This window comes from Burkholderia sp. BCC0397 (assembly GCF_902832865.1).
In the GTDB taxonomy this organism is placed as follows: Bacteria; Pseudomonadota; Gammaproteobacteria; order Burkholderiales; family Burkholderiaceae; genus Burkholderia.
Genome location: NZ_CADFDL010000009.1, coordinates 197,948 through 214,861, shown reverse-complemented (window position 1 = coordinate 214,861; position 16,914 = coordinate 197,948). Strand labels below are relative to the sequence as shown.

At 68.2% G+C, this 16,914-nt stretch carries 17 protein-coding genes; 10 read left to right on the top strand and 7 right to left on the bottom strand.

The annotated features are described in order from the left end of the window. Positions 1-99: 99 nt before the first annotated feature. The gene (locus HWX03_RS25520) at positions 100-1,617 is read left to right on the top strand and encodes a peptide MFS transporter (protein ID WP_175873126.1); all 1,518 of its coding nucleotides are present in this window, start codon (positions 100-102) and stop codon (positions 1,615-1,617) included. 120 nt (positions 1,618-1,737) lie between these two features. Continuing rightward, positions 1,738-1,944: a hypothetical protein gene (locus tag HWX03_RS25515; protein WP_174432851.1), complete on the top strand. Its 207-nt coding sequence runs from the start codon at positions 1,738-1,740 to the stop codon at positions 1,942-1,944. Between the two features lie 45 nt (positions 1,945-1,989). Here the strand turns inward: HWX03_RS25515 and HWX03_RS25510 are convergent, their stop codons facing one another. From HWX03_RS25510 to HWX03_RS25500, 3 genes are all read right to left on the bottom strand, one after another. After that, entirely contained in the window at positions 1,990-3,114 is a 1,125-nt protein-coding gene (locus HWX03_RS25510) for an OpgC domain-containing protein (protein ID WP_175873125.1), read from the bottom strand. A 408-nt stretch (positions 3,115-3,522) separates the two neighbouring features. Continuing rightward, positions 3,523-4,422 (bottom strand): EamA family transporter RarD, encoded by a 900-nt coding sequence (rarD, locus tag HWX03_RS25505; protein ID WP_175873124.1) that lies wholly within the window; start codon positions 4,420-4,422, stop codon positions 3,523-3,525. A 16-nt stretch (positions 4,423-4,438) separates the two neighbouring features. Beyond that, the gene (locus HWX03_RS25500; protein WP_166956050.1) at positions 4,439-4,735 is read right to left on the bottom strand and encodes an acylphosphatase; all 297 of its coding nucleotides are present in this window, start codon (positions 4,733-4,735) and stop codon (positions 4,439-4,441) included. 152 nt (positions 4,736-4,887) lie between these two features. Between HWX03_RS25500 and hpnA the strand changes: the two genes are divergently transcribed. Both hpnA and HWX03_RS25490 read left to right on the top strand, forming a co-directional pair. Next, positions 4,888-5,895, top strand: a complete 1,008-nt coding sequence (hpnA, locus tag HWX03_RS25495; protein WP_175873123.1) for a hopanoid-associated sugar epimerase — start codon at positions 4,888-4,890, stop codon at positions 5,893-5,895. A gap of 108 nt (positions 5,896-6,003) precedes the next feature. After that, a complete protein-coding gene (locus tag HWX03_RS25490; RefSeq protein ID WP_175873122.1) occupies positions 6,004-7,413 on the top strand; it encodes a phage tail protein in 1,410 nt (469 codons plus the stop codon). 120 nt (positions 7,414-7,533) lie between these two features. Here the strand turns inward: HWX03_RS25490 and HWX03_RS25485 are convergent, their stop codons facing one another. Further along, positions 7,534-8,721, bottom strand: a complete 1,188-nt coding sequence (locus HWX03_RS25485; protein WP_175873121.1) for a glycosyltransferase — start codon at positions 8,719-8,721, stop codon at positions 7,534-7,536. A gap of 402 nt (positions 8,722-9,123) precedes the next feature. On the opposite strand from HWX03_RS25485, the gene ispH reads away from it, so the two are divergent. Together ispH and hpnH are read left to right on the top strand one after the other, a co-directional pair. Then, positions 9,124-10,065: a 4-hydroxy-3-methylbut-2-enyl diphosphate reductase gene (ispH, locus tag HWX03_RS25480; RefSeq protein WP_114181392.1), complete on the top strand. Its 942-nt coding sequence runs from the start codon at positions 9,124-9,126 to the stop codon at positions 10,063-10,065. Between the two features lie 12 nt (positions 10,066-10,077). Next, on the top strand, positions 10,078-11,238 hold the full coding sequence (gene hpnH / locus HWX03_RS25475; protein WP_174389981.1) for an adenosyl-hopene transferase HpnH: 1,161 nt from the start codon (positions 10,078-10,080) through the stop codon (positions 11,236-11,238). A 151-nt stretch (positions 11,239-11,389) separates the two neighbouring features. Here the strand turns inward: hpnH and HWX03_RS25470 are convergent, their stop codons facing one another. After that, entirely contained in the window at positions 11,390-11,650 is a 261-nt protein-coding gene (locus tag HWX03_RS25470; RefSeq protein WP_174389982.1) for a hypothetical protein, read from the bottom strand. A 190-nt stretch (positions 11,651-11,840) separates the two neighbouring features. Here HWX03_RS25470 and HWX03_RS25465 point away from each other — a divergent pair, with 190 nt between their 5' ends. Beyond that, positions 11,841-12,893, top strand: coding sequence for an RNA-guided endonuclease TnpB family protein (locus tag HWX03_RS25465; RefSeq protein ID WP_175873120.1), 1,053 nt, complete (start codon positions 11,841-11,843; stop codon positions 12,891-12,893). Positions 12,894-12,978: 85 nt separating this feature from the next. Here the strand turns inward: HWX03_RS25465 and HWX03_RS25460 are convergent, their stop codons facing one another. Then, the gene (locus tag HWX03_RS25460; protein WP_175873119.1) at positions 12,979-13,458 is read right to left on the bottom strand and encodes a hypothetical protein; all 480 of its coding nucleotides are present in this window, start codon (positions 13,456-13,458) and stop codon (positions 12,979-12,981) included. Positions 13,459-13,681: 223 nt separating this feature from the next. Beyond that, positions 13,682-14,059, bottom strand: coding sequence for a hypothetical protein (locus tag HWX03_RS25455; protein WP_175873118.1), 378 nt, complete (start codon positions 14,057-14,059; stop codon positions 13,682-13,684). 487 nt (positions 14,060-14,546) lie between these two features. Here HWX03_RS25455 and HWX03_RS25450 point away from each other — a divergent pair, with 487 nt between their 5' ends. The 3 genes from HWX03_RS25450 to HWX03_RS25440 all read left to right on the top strand — a co-directional run bounded on the left by HWX03_RS25450 (position 14,547) and on the right by HWX03_RS25440 (position 16,859). Beyond that, the gene (locus HWX03_RS25450; protein WP_011548877.1) at positions 14,547-14,900 is read left to right on the top strand and encodes a DOPA 4,5-dioxygenase family protein; all 354 of its coding nucleotides are present in this window, start codon (positions 14,547-14,549) and stop codon (positions 14,898-14,900) included. A 118-nt stretch (positions 14,901-15,018) separates the two neighbouring features. Then, on the top strand, positions 15,019-15,456 hold the full coding sequence (locus HWX03_RS25445; RefSeq protein WP_175873117.1) for a nuclear transport factor 2 family protein: 438 nt from the start codon (positions 15,019-15,021) through the stop codon (positions 15,454-15,456). Further along, a complete protein-coding gene (locus tag HWX03_RS25440) occupies positions 15,453-16,859 on the top strand; it encodes an MFS transporter (protein WP_175873116.1) in 1,407 nt (468 codons plus the stop codon). The genes HWX03_RS25445 and HWX03_RS25440 overlap by 4 nt, the downstream gene beginning before the upstream one ends. Positions 16,860-16,914: the final 55 nt, after the last annotated feature.

Below are 16,914 nucleotides of genomic sequence, written 5' to 3'. Positions count from 1 at the left end.
GCTCCATCGCCGACGCAAGCCTACCCGGCCCCAGTGCTCCGGCGCCAGTTCGACCCCAAGGCGACGCGCAATCCGCGCCGTCCGTTTCAAACGAGATTGATGATGCACGCACCTGTTTCACAGACCCGATCGTTTACGACGGTCTTCCTCATCGAAATGTGGGAGCGCTTCGGCTACTACGGCATGGCCGCGCTCCTGGTCCTCTTCATGGTCGACCGGCTCGGCTTCACCGACAGCCACGCGAACCTGACCTGGGGGGCGTTCACCGCACTCGTCTACGCCGCGCCGTCGATCGGCGGCTGGATCGGCGACAAGGTGCTCGGCGCGCGCCGCACGATGATCATCGGCGCGGCCGTGCTGTGCGCCGGCTACCTGATGCTCGCGGTGCCGAACGATCAGCTGACGTACATGTACGCGTCGCTCGGCGTGATCGTCGTCGGCAACGGCCTGTTCAAGGCCAACGCGGCGAACCTCGTGCGCCGCATCTACGAAGGCGACGACGCGCGCATCGACAGCGCGTTCACGATCTACTACATGGCGGTCAACATCGGCTCGACGGTGTCGATGCTCGCGACGCCGTGGATCAAGGATCACTGGGGCTGGCACACCGCGTTCGCGGTCTGCTGCGGCGGCATGCTGCTCGCGATCCTCAACTTCATGCTGATGCACCGCACGCTCGCGCACGTCGGCTCGCAGCCGGACGACCAGCCGATCCGCTGGAAGCGCCTCGGCGCGGTCGCGGCCGGCGGCGTCGCGCTCGCGCTGATCACGCTGTACGTGCTGCAGCACAAGCAGCTCGCGGTCGCGAGCGTTTGGACGGCCGCGTTCGCGATCCTCGCGATCTTCGCGTACATGATCGCGAAGTCGGAGCGCTCGGAGCGCGCCGGCCTGATCGCGGCGCTCGTGCTGATCGGCCAGGTGATCCTGTTCTTCATCTTCTACGTGCAGATGTCGACGTCGCTGACGCTGTTCGCGCTGCGCAACGTCGATCCGCGCTTCATGCTGTTCGGCACGACGCTGTTCACGTGGAGCGCCGCGCAATTCCAGGCGCTGAACCCGATCTGGATCATGCTGCTGAGCCCGGTGCTCGTGTGGGTCTACAACGCCGTCGCGAAGGGCGGCCGCGACCTGCCGGTCGCCGCGAAGTACGCGCTCGGTTTCGGCGCGGTCGCCGCGGGCTACCTGGTGTTCACGATCAGCGGGCGCTACGCGGTCGACGGCCGCGTGTCGTCGTGGTTCATGGTGTGGGGCTACGGCCTGTACTCGCTCGGCGAGCTGCTGGTGAGCGGCCTCGGCCTCGCGATGATCGCCCGCTACGTGCCGGCGCGCATGAGCGGCTTCATGATGGGTGCGTATTTCGTCGCGACGGGCGTGTCGCAGTATCTGGGCAGCGTCGTCGCGAACTTCGCGCAGATGCCGTCGCACGAACTGCCGGCCACCGAATCGCTGCCGCTCTACCTGTCGCTGTTCGAGAAGCTCGGCTGGCTCGCCGCGATCGGCATGCTGCTCGCGCTGCTGCTGCTGCCGCTGATGAACCGCCTGTCGCGCCAGCATCAGCGCTGCACGGAAGAGCGCCGCGAGGAAGCGCTGCAGGCGCAGGCCGCCGCCGCGCAGTAAGTACTATCCCTCGGCGTGCGGCGTGCACGCCACATTCTCCCGCGAGGCGCGCGAACGCGTCCTACACTGGTTGCAAGCAATGCATCCGCTTCGCGAGATGCGCACTGGCGGGAGAACACGATGAAAAGCAAGACGACGCGGCTTTTGAGGATCCTGTCGGACATCCGGCACGCGCAGCGCTGCACCGCGATGCGCGCCGCACGGGCCGCGGCCGAAGCCGACGCGGTCCTCGCGGAGCACGACGATCCGGCGCAGGACGAGCGCGACGACGCGGAATCCGACGACCCGACCGCCACGCCCCGCTCCCGTATCGGCTCACCTCACTGACGCCGCGCGGCGCCTGCCGCGCCGCATGCCCCCCCTCGCGCACGCCTACGCCGCCGCGGCGCGCCATCGCGCGATCCACGTTCCCGAACCGGCCACCGCCATCATCAGCCCGACCGCGCACGCGTCGGCGACGAGGCCCACGCCGACATGCCGCAAATCGGCGCTGCCCGAGACCGGATGCAGCAGCGAATCGATCACGAGCGAGATCGCCGCCCCCGCGACGAAGCAGATCAGCCCGCGCTGGCCGACCGCCACGACGGGCCGCACGCCCTGCGCGATCCGCGCGATCCAGCCGAAGCGCACGCAATCGGCCATCAGCCACGCGATGGCCGCGAAGCTCACGACGCGCGGCAGCGCGAGATCGCGCTTGAGCACGCCTTCGGGCACCGGCAGCCCCGAGAACAGCTTGTAGCTCGCGCAGCCGAGCACGATCGCGCACGCGAGCCCGGTCGCCGCGGCGCCCCAGCGGCCGAGCGCGACGCGCCGGTAGAACGGCTGGCAGCGCGCGAGCACGCCGGCGACGAACATCAGTTGCCACGCGAACGGGTTGAAGCTCCAGCGGAAGCCGTCGGTGTCCAGCAGCTCCGGGCCGAGCCACGGCGCCGCGAGCCACGACGCGGCGCTGATCGCGACGAGCGGCCACGGATGGCGCCGCGCGAACGGCACCAGCACCGGCGACGCGAGCGCGAACAGCACGTACATCGGCAGCACCGACGCGAGATACGGCTGGCGCTGGAACGTCAGCAGCTCGGCGAGCCCCGTGAGCGGCGACGCGAGCATCACGCTGACGTCGTCGAGCGCGAGGTTCGGCGCGTCGATGCCGAAGTGGTCGAGCACCACCGACACGACGAGCATCAGCGTCGACGTCGCAAGAAACGCGCGGTAGATCTGCATCGCGCGCCGCACGAAACGCTGCTGCGCGGCGCGCGCGCCGTGCCGCTCGGCGATCGCGCCGTACGCGCTCGCGGTCGCGAAGCCGCCGAGGAACACGAACACTTCGGCCGCATCGCACAGCGCGAACGCGTGCAGCGTCACGCGCGACAGCACGCTCGCGCCGATGTGATCGACGACGATCATCAACAGCACGAGCCCGCGGAAGAAATCGACTTCGATCAGGCGGCCGCTGCGCGACGGAGGCACCGCGGCAGCATGCAGCGGGCTCAACGACATGAGCGCACCTGTGCGGCGGTGGTGCGACACGCACCAGGAGAGGGATCGGACAGGAGAAGGCGAACGCGATCAGCGGCGATACGCGTATGCTCGCATCGCGCCAATCCGGCTGGCCAGGCACGGAGATGACCGTTCATTGAAAGCTGCATACGAAGGGAAGTCGATCGGATCAGTCTAATGGCCGATCAGGGGAGACCCTAAGTAACAAAGTGCAACCGAATCTTCTGTTCGATTACAAGCGCGAGCCTTGCCACGCAAAGCGGACAGCGTCGCCAGATTCGCGTCAGCGCGACGTCAGTTGGCGGTCAGTATCGAGGGATTCGGCAGCGGAACGAGCGCTGTTCGATGGTCGATGATGCACGCGATGCGCGGCACGTTCCGCATGGCCGGCGCATCGCGATGATGCGGTTATCCGCGCGCGGGCAAGCGCCGCATCAGCATCGCGCTGTGCCATGCGGTCAGCGCGACGGCGACCCAGATCGGCCCGTACGTCGCGAGCTGCGCGACGCTGAGCGTCTCGCCGAGCAGCAGCAGCGACACCACGACGAGCAGCACGGGCTCGACGTAGCCGAGAATCCCGAACAGCGCCATCGGCAGCATCCGGCTCGCCTTCAGGTAGCTCGCGAGCGCGAGCGTGCTGAGGATGCCGAGCCCCGGCAGCAGCGCCGCCCACAGCAGCGGATGGCCGGCGACCCGCGTCGCGCTCGTCGCGACCATCGCCAGCGCGACCGGGCCCAGCAGCACGATCTCGATCGCGAAGGCGGCCAATGAATCGGCGTTGATCCGCCGGCGCAGCACGAAATACGGCGGATAGCCGAGCGCGACGACCAGCGTCGGCCACGCGAACGCGCGCGTCGCCCACACCTCGTGCGCGACGCCGAGCGCCGCGCACGCGACCGCCGCCCATTGCAGCGGGTCGAGCCGTTCGTGATAGTAGAAGCGGCCGACGAGCACCATCGTCAGCGGCAGCAGGAAATAGCCGAGCGACACTTCGAGCATGCGGCCGTGCAGCGGCGCCCACAGGAACAGCCACAGCTGCACGCCGAGCAGCGCCGCGCTCACCGGCAGCGCGATCAGCAGGCGCCAGTCGCGCGCACTGCGCCGCGCAAGCTCGACGAGCGCCGGCCAGCGGCCGCGCAGCGCGATCAGCGCGAGCGCGCCCGGCGCGGTCCACACGATGCGCCACGCGAAGATGTCGAGCCCCGTGAGCGGCGCGAGCAGTTTCGCGTAAGCCGACATCAGCGCGAACAGCGTCGACGCCATCACCGACAGCATGAGGCCGCGCCCGGCTTCCGGATACCCCGTCATGATTGTTCTGTGCCGCTTACTGCTGCTGGAAGCGCTCGAAGCGCCGCTCGGTCAGGCGTTCCTCGAACGTCACCTCGGTCACGCGCGCGGCGGGCGGCCCGTGACGCAGCCACGCGAGCATCCGGTCGATCTGCGCGCCGGGGCCCTGGATCATCGCCTCGACGGTGCCGTCCTCGAGATTCGCGACCCAGCCGCGCAGCTTCAGCGCATGCGCTTCGCGCACCGTCGCATGACGAAAGCCGACGCCCTGCACGACGCCGCGCACCCGCACGTAGTAGGTCTCGATCCGTTCGTCCAGTTCATTGCGGCTCATCGCGTCGCCCTCCCGTTGCATTCAAGCCCGGCATTGTAGTCGCGTCGGCCGCTTCGCACACGCGCCGGCCGGGCGTCGCCGCGCACGCCGACCACGTACAATCTCGCCGATGCCCAACCGCCGCGCCGCCCGCGCGGCCCCGAAGGAAACGCATGACTGATACCTCCCGCGATCTCGTTCTCGTCACCGGTGCGTCCGGTTTCGTCGGCTCGGCCGTCGCGCGCATCGCGCAGCAGAAAGGCTATGCGGTGCGCGTGCTCGTGCGCCCGACCAGCCCGCGCACGAACGTCGCGGATCTCGATGCCGAGATCGTCACCGGCGACATGCGCGACGAAGCGTCGATGCGCGCCGCGCTGCGCGGCGTGCGCTACCTGCTGCACGTGGCGGCCGACTACCGGCTGTGGGCGCCCGACCCCGACGAGATCGAACGCGCGAACCTCGAAGGCGCGGTCGCGACGATGCGCGCGGCCCGCGCGGAAGGCGTCGAGCGGATCGTCTACACGAGCAGCGTCGCGACGCTGAAGGTGACGAGCGCCGGCGACCCGTCCGACGAAAACCGCCCGCTCACGGCCGAGCAGGCGATCGGCGTCTACAAGCGCAGCAAGGTGCTCGCGGAGCGCGCGGTCGAACGGATGATCGCCGACGAAGGGCTGCCCGCCGTGATCGTCAATCCGTCGACGCCGATCGGCCCGCGCGACGTGAAGCCGACGCCAACCGGCCGCATCATCGTCGAGGCCGCGCTCGGCAAGATTCCCGCGTTCGTCGACACGGGGCTGAACCTCGTGCACGTCGACGACGTCGCGCACGGCCACTTTCTCGCGCTCGAGCGCGGCCGGGTCGGCGAGCGCTACATCCTCGGCGGCGAGAACCTGCCGCTGCAGCAGATGCTCGCGGACATCGCGCAGATGACGGGCCGCAAGGCGCCGACGATCGCGCTGCCGCGCTGGCCGCTGTACCCGCTCGCGGTCGGCGCCGAAGCGGTCGCGAAGTTCACGAAGAAGGAGCCGTTCGTCACCGTGGACGGGCTGCGGATGTCGAAGAACAAGATGTATTTCACGTCGGCGAAGGCCGAGCGTGAGCTCGGCTACCGTGCACGCCCGTATCGCGAAGGGCTGCGCGACGCGCTGGACTGGTTCGGCTCGGCGGGCTACCTGAAGTAACACAAAGCGGCGCCCCTCGCGCCGCTTCGCGCACTTTGTTACACGTCGCGCACGGACCGGTATCGGCGCAGCGGTTAAAATCGCGGGTCTTACGCAGAGAAGACACGCATGAACCTGAACGATCAGATCGCTTCGCTCGCCACGGGCGTCGATCAGCTCCTCCACGATCACCACGCCGCCCAGCAGGCGGCACGCAGCGCGGAAGCCTTCGCGCGCGCCGCGGCAGCGGAAGCCCGGGCCGCGGCCGAGCGTCACGCAGCGGCGGAAGCCGAAGCGCAGGCCGCCGCGCAGCGCCACACGGCCGCGGCCGCCGACGCCGAAGCCGCGCAGCGGCGCCACGCCGACGCCACCGCCGCCGCCGAAGCGGCCGCCCAACGTCATACGGATGCGGCCACGCAAGCCGAAGCCGCTTCGCAACGCCATGCGGAAGCCACCGCGCTGACCGAAGCGCTCGCGCAACGTCACGCGGATGCCGAAGCCGCGTCGCAGCGCCACGCGGCGGCGATCGCCGAAGCCGAGGCCGCCGCGCAGCGTCATCACGCCGCCGCGACCGAAGCCGACGCGGCCGCGCAACGTCATGCCGCGGCGACCGTCGAAGCCGAAGCCGCCGCGAAGCGCCACGCGGAAGCGACCGCCGAAGCCGAAGCCGCCGCGCAGCGCCACCTGGCCGCGATCGCCGAGGCCGAGGCGCTCGCCCAGCGTCACACGCAGGCGCTCGCCGACACGCAGGCCGCCGCCCAGCGTCACGCCGACGCAACCGCCGAGGCCGAAGCCATCACGCGGCGTCACGCCGAGGCGATCGCCCAGGCCGAAGCCGCCGCGCAACGCCACGCCGAAGCCACCGCCGAAGCCGAAGCCGTCACGCAACGCCATGCCGAGGCGATCGCCCAGGCCGAGGCGGCCGCACAGCACCACGCGAAGGCCATCGCCGACGCCGAAGCGCTGGTCGAGGCCGTCGTCAAGGAAGCCGCGACGAGCGCGGTTGCCGCCTCGGCCGTGACGGCCGAAGTCGTCGAACCGGCACCGGCGGACACACCGGCAACGGAGCCGGCCGGACACGCAGCCGCACCGGTTGAGGCCGAAGCAGCCGAGGTGTCGACTGCGGCCGCCGCCGCCGACACCGCGATCGTCCCGGCGGCGCAAACCGACGCCGCGGTTGAAACCGAAACCGGCACCGCCGCCGCGCCGGCCGACAAGGCGACGCTGCACGTCGCGCGCCCGTCCCAGAACGAACTCACGCTGACCATCAACGGCGAATCGATCACGCTGCATCCGGAGCAACTGGGCCAGTTGATCGAGGAACTCGCGCACGCACGCGCGTCGATGCAGCCGGAGCCGCCGCCCGGCATTCCGGCCGGCTGGCGTTTCGTGACGACGAAGAACCCGATGATGGCCGTGCAGAAGCAGTCGAACGGCGACCGTCTGCTGGTCGCTCGCCATACGGGCTACGGCTGGGTGCCGTTCACGTTCTCGCCGGACGTCGTGATCCAGATGTACATGATGCTGACCCAGCGGTAAGCGCGCGCATCGGCCGGCAACCGGCCGGAAAGCACACAGCCCGGATCGGCTTGCGTCGATCCGGGCTGTGTGTTTTCGGCGTTCCGGTTGATCGGGACGGCCGGCATCCGCCGGCGTGGGTCAGCGCTCCACCGGCGCCTGCACGCGCGCCTTCCACTGGCCGCCCTTGCCGCGCCAGTAACGCCACGCGGACGCGAACGTCGCGCCGACGTAGAACAGCGCGACGAGCGGCAGCGCGGGCGCCCACAGCGGCGAGCGCCGGTAGTAGCGCAGCATCGGCGCATACGCGGCGCACATCGACGCCCACGCGAGCCAGGCCGGCCACGCACGCGCGCCGTAGACGAGCGCGACGACGGGCGGCACCAGGTAGATGATCGTCATCCCGAGCAGCGTGCCGACGAGCAGCAGCGGCGAATAGTGCAGCTGCGTGAACGCGGTGCGCGCGATCATGTTCCAGATGTCGCGCCAGCTGTCGTACGGGCGCAGCGACACGCTGCGATCGGCGAGATCGAGCCGGATCGGATGGCGGCCGCTGCCGCGATGCTTGATCTGCGCGGCGAGGCTGCAGTCGTCGATCAGCGCGCCGCGAATCGATTCGATGCCGCCCGCTTCCTCGAGCGCCGTGCGCTTCACGAGCATGCAGCCGCCCGCCGCGCCGGCCGTCCGGTTGCGCGGGTTGTTGATCCACGAGAACGGGTACAGCTTCGCGAAGAAGAACACGAACGCCGGGATCAGCGCCTTTTCCCAGAACGAGTCGCAGCGCAGCCGCACCATCAGCGACACGAGATCGCGATGCTCGGCCTGCGCGCGCGTGACGAGCTGCGCGACGGCGTCGGGCGGATGGCCGATGTCGGCATCCGTCAGCAGCAGGTAGTCGGCCGGCAGGCCGAGCGTCTGCACCGCCGCGATCCCCTGCGACTGCGCCCACACCTTGCCCGACCAGCCGGCCGGCAGCGGCTTCGCGGTCAGCACCGTCAGCCGGTCGGCGCGGTTGATCGCGAGCGCGGCCGCGCGGGCCGCGTCGGCGGTGCCGTCGTCGCTGTGGTCGTCGACGATGATCAGATGGAAGTCGCCCGAATAGTCCTGCTCGAGCAGCGAAGTCGCCGCGCGGGCGATCACGTCGGCTTCGTTGCGCGCCGGCACGACCGCCACGACGGCCGGCCAGCCGGCCTCGGCTGCCGCGCCGCGGGCGTCGGGCGGCAGCGGCCGCGCGGGCTGCGCGCGCCAGAAGCCGCCGCGCGCGACGAGCAGCACGATCCAGATCACCAGCGACAGGCCGGACACCAGGAAAGCGATCGCCAGCATCATCGGCCTGCCTCCTGCCGCGCGCCGGCGCGTTCGGCATGAATGAGGGTCTGGAACAAAACAGCCGGCACCGCACGGGCGGACGGGCAATACGCGTAAGAATCGACGGTCATCGAATGGCCTTGAAATGAGCGCGATGGCGGGCAGCCGGAGCGGCCGACCGCGAAACCGCGCAGTTTACCGGGTTCCGCGCGCGCCAGCGCCGACGCGGCTCTCCCGCAATTGCAACGGTGCCGACACAGCACCGAAGCACGGACGGCCCGATAGGGTTAAAATGCGCGATTAATTCGGGGTTCCGGGGCCTGGCCGGCCGGTTCGTTCCTGCCTTCATAACATCAAGCCGGGGCGAGCAAGCGTGTGCCAGCGCCTCGAACCCCGGTGTCTGTCGTCGGAGTTCGCTCACTTATGCGAGTCATCCTTGCCCAGCCCCGCGGCTTTTGTGCGGGGGTTGTCCGTGCGATCGAGATCGTCGATCGCGCGCTGCAACAGCACGGCGCGCCGGTCTATGTGCGTCACGAGATCGTGCATAACCGGCATGTCGTCGAAAATCTGCGTAATAAAGGGGCACGATTCGTTGAGGAACTCGACGAGGTGCCGCACGGCGCTGTCGCGATCTTCAGCGCGCACGGTGTCGCCCAGACGGTCGAGCGCGATGCGGAAACGCGCGGGCTCGACGTGCTCGACGCGACCTGCCCGCTCGTCACGAAGGTGCACGTGCAGGGCCGCCAGTACGTCGCGGCGGGCCGCCGGCTGATCCTGATCGGCCATGCGGGCCACCCGGAAGTCGAGGGCACGATCGGCCAGATTCCGGCCGAGGTGATCCTCGTGCAGAGCGAAGCCGAAGTCGATACGCTGACGCTGCCCGTCGATACGCCGGTCGCGTACATCACGCAGACCACGCTGTCGGTCGACGACACGCGCGGCATCATCGAAGCGCTGCAGCGCCGGTTCACCGACCTCGTCGGCCCGGACACGCGCGACATCTGCTATGCCACGCAGAATCGCCAGGCCGCCGTGCGCGAGCTGAGCGAACAGGTTGACGTGCTGCTCGTCGTCGGTGCGACGAACAGCTCGAACTCGAACCGCCTGCGCGAGATCGGCACCGAAAGCGGTGTGCCGAGCTATCTCGTCGCCGACGGCTCGGAAGTGAAGGCCGAATGGTTCGCGGGCGTGCAGACGGTCGGCCTGACCGCCGGCGCGTCGGCGCCCGAGGAAATGGTCGAGGATGTAATCGGCGCGCTGCGCGCGCTGGGGCCCGTCGATGTCGCGACGATGGCGGGCCGTGAAGAAAAAGTCGAATTCAAGTTGCCGGCGAAGCTCACGCAAGCTGTCGCCCGCGAAGTTTAAGGAGGACATCCCTTGTCTATTCCGCTGCTCCAGCAAGTCCGTGTCGGCGCCTACATCGTGCGCCAGCACCTGTCCGGCAACAAACGCTATCCGCTCGCGCTGATGCTCGAGCCGCTGTTCCGCTGCAACCTCGCGTGCAACGGCTGCGGCAAGATCGATTATCCGGATCCGATCCTGAACCAGCGCCTGTCCGTCGAGGAATGCCTGCAGGCTGTCGACGAGTGCGGCGCGCCCGTCGTGTCGATCGCCGGCGGCGAGCCGCTGCTCCACAAGGAGATGCCGGAAATCGTCAAGGGCATCATGAAGCGCAAGAAGTTCGTGTACCTGTGCACGAACGCGCTGCTGATGGAAAAGAAGATGGACGACTACGCGCCGAGCCCGTATTTCGTCTGGTCGGTCCACCTCGACGGCGACAAGGAAGCACACGATCACTCGGTGTCGCAGGAAGGCGTGTACGAGAAGGCCGTCGCGGCGATCAAGGAAGCGAAGCGCCGCGGCTTCCGCGTGAACATCAACTGCACGCTGTTCAACGATGCGGTGCCGGAGCGTGTCGCGAAGTTCTTCGACACGCTGGGCCCGATCGGCGTCGACGGCATCACCGTGTCGCCGGGCTACGCGTACGAGCGCGCGCCGGATCAGCAGCACTTCCTGAACCGCGACAAGACGAAGAACCTGTTCCGCGAAATCCTGAAGCGCGGCGAAGGCGGCAAGCGCTGGTCGTTCAGCCAGTCGTCGCTGTTCCTCGACTTCCTGGCCGGCAACCAGACGTACAAGTGCACGCCGTGGGGCAACCCGGCGCGTACGGTGTTCGGCTGGCAGAAGCCGTGCTACCTGGTCGGCGAAGGTTATGTGAAGACCTTCAAGGAACTGATGGAAACGACGGAGTGGGACAACTACGGCGTCGGCAACTACGAGAAGTGCGCGGACTGCATGGTCCACTGCGGCTTCGAGGCCACGGCGGTGATGGACACGATCTCGAACCCGCTGAAGGCGCTGCGCGTGAGCCGCAAGGGCATCAAGACCGACGGCCCGTTCGCCCCGGACATCTCGATCGCGAAACAGCGCCCGGCCGAGTACGTGTTCTCGCGCCACGTCGAGATCAAGCTCGAGGAAATCCAGCGCGCCGGCAAGGGCAAGCTGCAGAAGCCGGCGAAGTCGGCAACGGCCGCTTAAGCGCGTTTCACCGCACGAAGGTTCACGCCTTCGCAGCGGCCACGCATCGAAAAAGCGCCACGGAGTTCGCTCCGTGGCGCTTTTTGTTTTGACGGACGCCGTGTGACGCATTGCGCTTGCGCGCCTGCGTGCGGGGGCGAACGTCGGTGGCCTAGCTTCGCGACTCCGCCGCGGCGATCAGTTGCCAGGCAGTCGGCCCCGGATCGAGCAGCGGGTCGGACGGCGGATCGAGATCGTGCGGATGCGCTTCCTCGGACGGCAACGTCTGCGATCTCGCAATGCCGATCTCGTCGCCGCACACGGTGCATCGATAGATGCCCGCCACCGTCACCTTGCTGCCCGGCGGCAGGTTCTCGCTGAATGCGCGGCCACTTCCGCACGTGAAGTAGCCGCCGCTCCTGTATAGCGCCATCGCTCCTCCTGACTGAAACGAATGCGTTCGCGTCGACACGCACGATCGCCGCAAACGCGAGGATGGATCCTCGTCGCCCGGACTCGCCGGGTTCCAGTCATCAGTTGCTCCGAGAAACCCCGTCCTTCAGGACGGGGAGGAAAGGAGTGCTGTTGACAGACAGCTTCTTCCACGGGTTAGGATCACCTGCATGATCCTTGTCTATCGCTACCGGGTGAAATCGCTCAACGGACTGCTCAACAAGCAGAGCCGCGCGGTGAACTACGTCTGGAACTTCTGCAACGACACGCAGAAGCACGCGCTCAAGTGGAGCAGGAAGTGGCCGACGGGATTCGATCTGAACGTGCTGACGACCGGCAGCAGCAAGGAACTCGGTATTCACTCCGGCACGGTCAACGCGACTTGCGAGCAATATGCGAAGTCGCGCAGCCAGCACCGTCGGCCCTGCCTGCGTTATCGCGGCAGGAAATCGCTGGGCTGGGTGCCGCTGAAGGGCCGCGACCTGAAGCGCGAGGGCGACGCGTTTCGTTTCGCCGGCAACACCTTCCGCGTGTTCAACAGCCGACCGCTTCCCGAAGGCAAGATCAAGGATGGCACCAACTTCGCGCGGGATGCGCGCGGCAACTGGTTCCTGAATATCGTGATCGAGATACCCGATGTGCAGGCCCGCCCGATCCGCTCCGGTGTCGGCATCGATCTCGGCCTGAAAGACTTCGCCACACTTTCGACCGGCGAGAAGCTGCCTAACGATCGGTTCGGTCGACGCGCGGCGGAAAAGCTGGCGAAAGCGCAGCGAGCACGAAAGCACAAGCGACATATCGCGAAGCTGCACGCAAAGATCGCCAATGCCCGCGCCGACTTCCAGCACAAGCTCACGCTCGATCTGGTGCGGCGATTCGATTACATCGCGGTTGGCAACGTATCTGCCGTCAAACTCGCCAGAACCAGGATGGCGAAGAGCGTCTACGACGCATCCTGGTCGTCCTTCCGGAACAAGCTCCGCTATAAAGCGATCGCGCACGGGGCCACGTTCGAGGAAGTCGACGAAAGCGGTTCCACCCAGTCCTGTTCGTCGTGCGGATCGAAAGACAGCACGACGCGGCCGAAAGGTATCGCGGGACTGAGAATAAGAGAGTGGGCCTGCAGTGACTGTGGTGTCGAGCATGATCGAGATACCAACGCTGCGTTGAACATTCTCCGATGCGGACGTGCATCGCCAGGTGTGGGAATCCTCTCCCTTTAGGGAGACGAGGACGTCAAGTCATTAGACGGCGCGCGGCCGCGCGATGGAATCGGACGGGTATGAAACGCGGCCCGCGGCCAGCCATTCAATGCAGAACGGCCGGCGCCCGCATCTTCGCCGCCGCCTGCGCGACGATCCCCGGCTGTTCGGCGGAAGCGAACGTGCAGACGTGACGCCACAGCTCGGCCAGCCGATGCCGCGTGAGCGTCGCGACGCATGCGTCGTTCGCGGCGAGCACGCGTTCGAGCACCGCGCATTCGTCGGCGTGCAGCGTCCACGCACCGCTTTGCGCGGCGCGCGCCACGCTCGCGTCGAGCACGCGCTCCGCGTCGACGCACAGGTCGATGGTCGCGTCGGGAGAGACCGCATCGTCGAGCGCGAGGAACACCAGATACACGCTCGTGCGCAGCCGCAGCAGCAGCGTTTCGCTACCGTGCTCGCCGCGCAGCGCGACCAGCGCCATGTGGCATTTCAGCGAGATGTCGCGCGCATGCGCGGGCGGCAGCGGCAGCAGCCATTCGCGCGTCAACGGCGGATGGCGCCGGCCTTTTCGGGCAGCCTTCATGATTTGCCCTCGCTCGCGGACGCGTCGTCCTGCGCCGCCCCGGGCCACGCACTGCGGCACACGACGGCGCTGCGGCCCGCGTCGCACCGGGTGTGCGCCCGGCGCCGCATGCCGTGCACGTCGGCGCGCCGTCGCGTCGCGCACGCCTCCGGCAGCCTGCGTATCGCCGACGCACGCAACACGCCGGACCATCGGTCGGGGCATGCCATGTTCGTCTCCTGCATCAAAACGTGTTCTCGCCCTTCAGGTAGTACGCGGTTTTCACGAAGAACGCCTTCACCGGATGGCCGCTCTGCGCGTCGCGGGCCGCCCGCGCTTCCATCGCGGCCTTTTCGTCGCGCCACCGGTCGGGCATCGGGTTGTACACGCGATCGAGCGCACGCTGCATCGCAAGCGGATAGTTCTGGTTGCCGGCCGCCGTCGCGCGATAGCCGGCACGCGTCATCTGCATCAGCTGCACATCGGTTTCGGCACGCGCCGCCGACCAGGTCAACGGCGCGGCATACGGCGTGTCGCCGGCGCCGATCGACTGCGCGAAGCTGACGGCCGGCAGCGCAGCGAGTGCGCAGGAAAGAACGGCAACGGGAACGAGGGAACGCATAATGGCCTCCAGATGGTTGTCCCCGCATCGATCCATCATCGATGCGTTGAAATCATCGTATGTCGGGCCGCATGCCGCTTGAATAGCCGAATCCGCAATTGTTATTTTCAGCCGCGCATTCGGCGTGCGAGCCACGTCATTCACGAATCCCTTCGAAATGGAATTTCTTTATTTCATTCAACGATCTGATCGGATTTTTACCGGCGCTTCGGTTGGCGCTCACCCCGCTCTTTCAATTTCCGAAATGACGTGTTGCCGGTGCGATTCCGGCCGGTGCGCCTGCCCGCAAGGCTCCGGCGTGATATCGCGCACGCGGATACCCCCGACACGATTTCATCGGATCAGCCGATTCTTCTGATGCAGGACAAATCATTCGAATCGGCTTGCCGGATTGAGACACGACGCAATCGGCAAGGACGCGCGATAATCACGCATCGGCCGTTTCGCACGGCATCTCCGGCATTCCCCTTTTTAATCGAGTCTCCCCATGGCTGCCCTCGACACTACCGCCATCGACAGCTGGCACGCGCACGTCTATTTCGATGCGGCGAGCCGCGACGCGGCCTGGGCGTTTCGCCAGGTCGTCGACGCGCGGTTCGGCGCGGTCATCGAACTCGGCCGCTTTCACGAACGCCTCGTCGGCCCGCATCCGGCCTGGTCGTACCAGATCGCGTTCGACGCCGCCCGATTCGACGACATCGTGCCGTGGCTCGTGCTGAACCACGGCGCGCTCGACATCTTCCTGCATCCGAATACGCACGACGAACTGCGCGACCATCGCGATTGCGCGGTGTGGATCGGCAAGTCGTATACGCTGAATCTCGACGCGCTGGCCGGCTAAGGGTCGACGCCCGAGCGCCCTTGCCGCGGCGGGGCATCCATGTTTCGGGTCGACGTGAAACGTCTCGCGGCGGCGCGCCCCTACAGTGGTTTCCGTGATCGACTTCCGGAAACCCGCCATGACACCCGCAGACACCGACGCCAACGCCCGGCGCATCCATGAAGACTGGCACGCAGCCGTCGTCGCGCGCGACCTCGACGCGCTGATGTCGCTGTATGCCGACGACGCGGTGCTCGAAACGCCGCTCGTCGTCGCCACGCTGCCCGCGCACGGCTCGGGCGTGCTGCACGGCAAGGCCGCGATCGGCGCGTTCTTCGCGGCCGGCCTGCGCAATCCGGACAACCGGCTCGGGCGCTGGTACCGGACCGGGCTGTTCTTCTCGAACGGCCGCCAGCTCGTCTGGGAATACCCGCGCGCCACGCCGGACGGCGATCAGGTGGATCTCGTCGAGGTGATGGATCTGCGCGACGGGTTGATCGCGCATCATCGCGTGTACTGGGGATGGGTAGGATTCAGCGCACTGCGCGGCGCCGCGTCGGCGCACCCGCGCGCATGACGGCCGCCGTACCGGATCGGGCCGCCGCGCGCCGCGTGCTCGCCGCGACCTGCGTGAGCTACACGCTCGTGCTGCTCGATGCGTCGATCGTCAACGTCGCGCTCACCGACATCGCGCACACGTTCGGCAGCCGCGTGGCCGGCCTGCAGTGGATAGTGAACGCTTACACGCTCGCGTTCGCGAGCCTGCTGCTGACGGGCGGCACGCTCGGCGACCGGCTCGGCGACCGCACCGTCTATGTGGCGGGGCTCGCCGTATTCGTCGTCGCGTCGGCCCTGTGCGGCATCGCGCCGACCCTCCCGGCGCTCGCGGTCGCCCGCGCGTTGCAAGGCGTCGGCAGCGCGATGCTGGTGCCGTGCTCGCTGGCGCTGATCCATCGCGCGTTCCCCGAGCCGGCCGCGCGCGCGTCGGCGATCAGCGTGTGGATGGGCTGCGGCGGCATCGCGATGGCGTCGGGTCCGCTGATCGGCGGCTTGCTGATCGATCTGTTCGGCTGGCGCAGCCTCTTCTTCGTGAACCTGCCGCTGGGGCTCGCGGGCATCTGGCTCGGCCGGACGGTCGCGCGCGCCGCCGTCGATCGGTCGCGGCAGTTTGACTGGGGCGGCCAGGCGGCGGCCATCGTCGCGATCGCGGCGCTGATCGGCACGCTGATCGAAGGCCCGTCGCTCGGCTGGCGTTCGACGCCGATCGTCGGCGGTGCGGTGGCCAGCATCGCTGCATGGATTGCGTTCATCGCGATCGAGGCGCGACACCGCGAACCGATGCTGCCGCTCGCGTTCTTCCGCAACCGGCTGTTCGCGGGGTCGACGTTCATGTCGATGGCGTCGGCGTTCGTGTTCTACGGCTTGCTGTTCGTGCTCAGCCTGTTCTATCGGCAGGTTCGCGGCGCGAGCCCGCTCGACACCGGGCTCGCGTTCCTGCCGATGACCGCGATGGTCGCGCTCGGCGGGCTCAGCTCGGGGCGGATCGTTGTACGCTTCGGTGCGCGCGGGACGATGTGCGCGGCGTTCGGGCTCTACGCGACGGGTGCGCTCGGGATGACGATCATCGGCGCGACGACGCCCGCGTGGCTCGCCGTCGCGCCGATGCTCGCGATCGGCTTCGCATCGGGCTTCATCTCGCCGGCCGCGACGTCGCCGGCGCTCGGGACGGTCGACCGGCACCGCGCCGGCGTGGCGGCAGCCGTGCTGAACGCGGCACGGCAAAGCGGATCGGCGCTCGGCGTGGCGATCTGCGGCGCGTGCATCGCGACGCTGCAGCCGTTTCCGGTGGCGATGCGGGGGGTGCTGGCGTTGGCAGCCGGATTGTCGGCGCTCGCCGCGGCGACGTGGTGGCTCACGGTGCAGGCGGCGCCGGCAACCGCCGAAACGACCGCGCCTCCGCGAGCCGCCGCGCGCCGATAGCACCTGCCCCGGCCGGCACGCCGCTCGCCTGGGGTGACCGGCTCAACGCCCCATG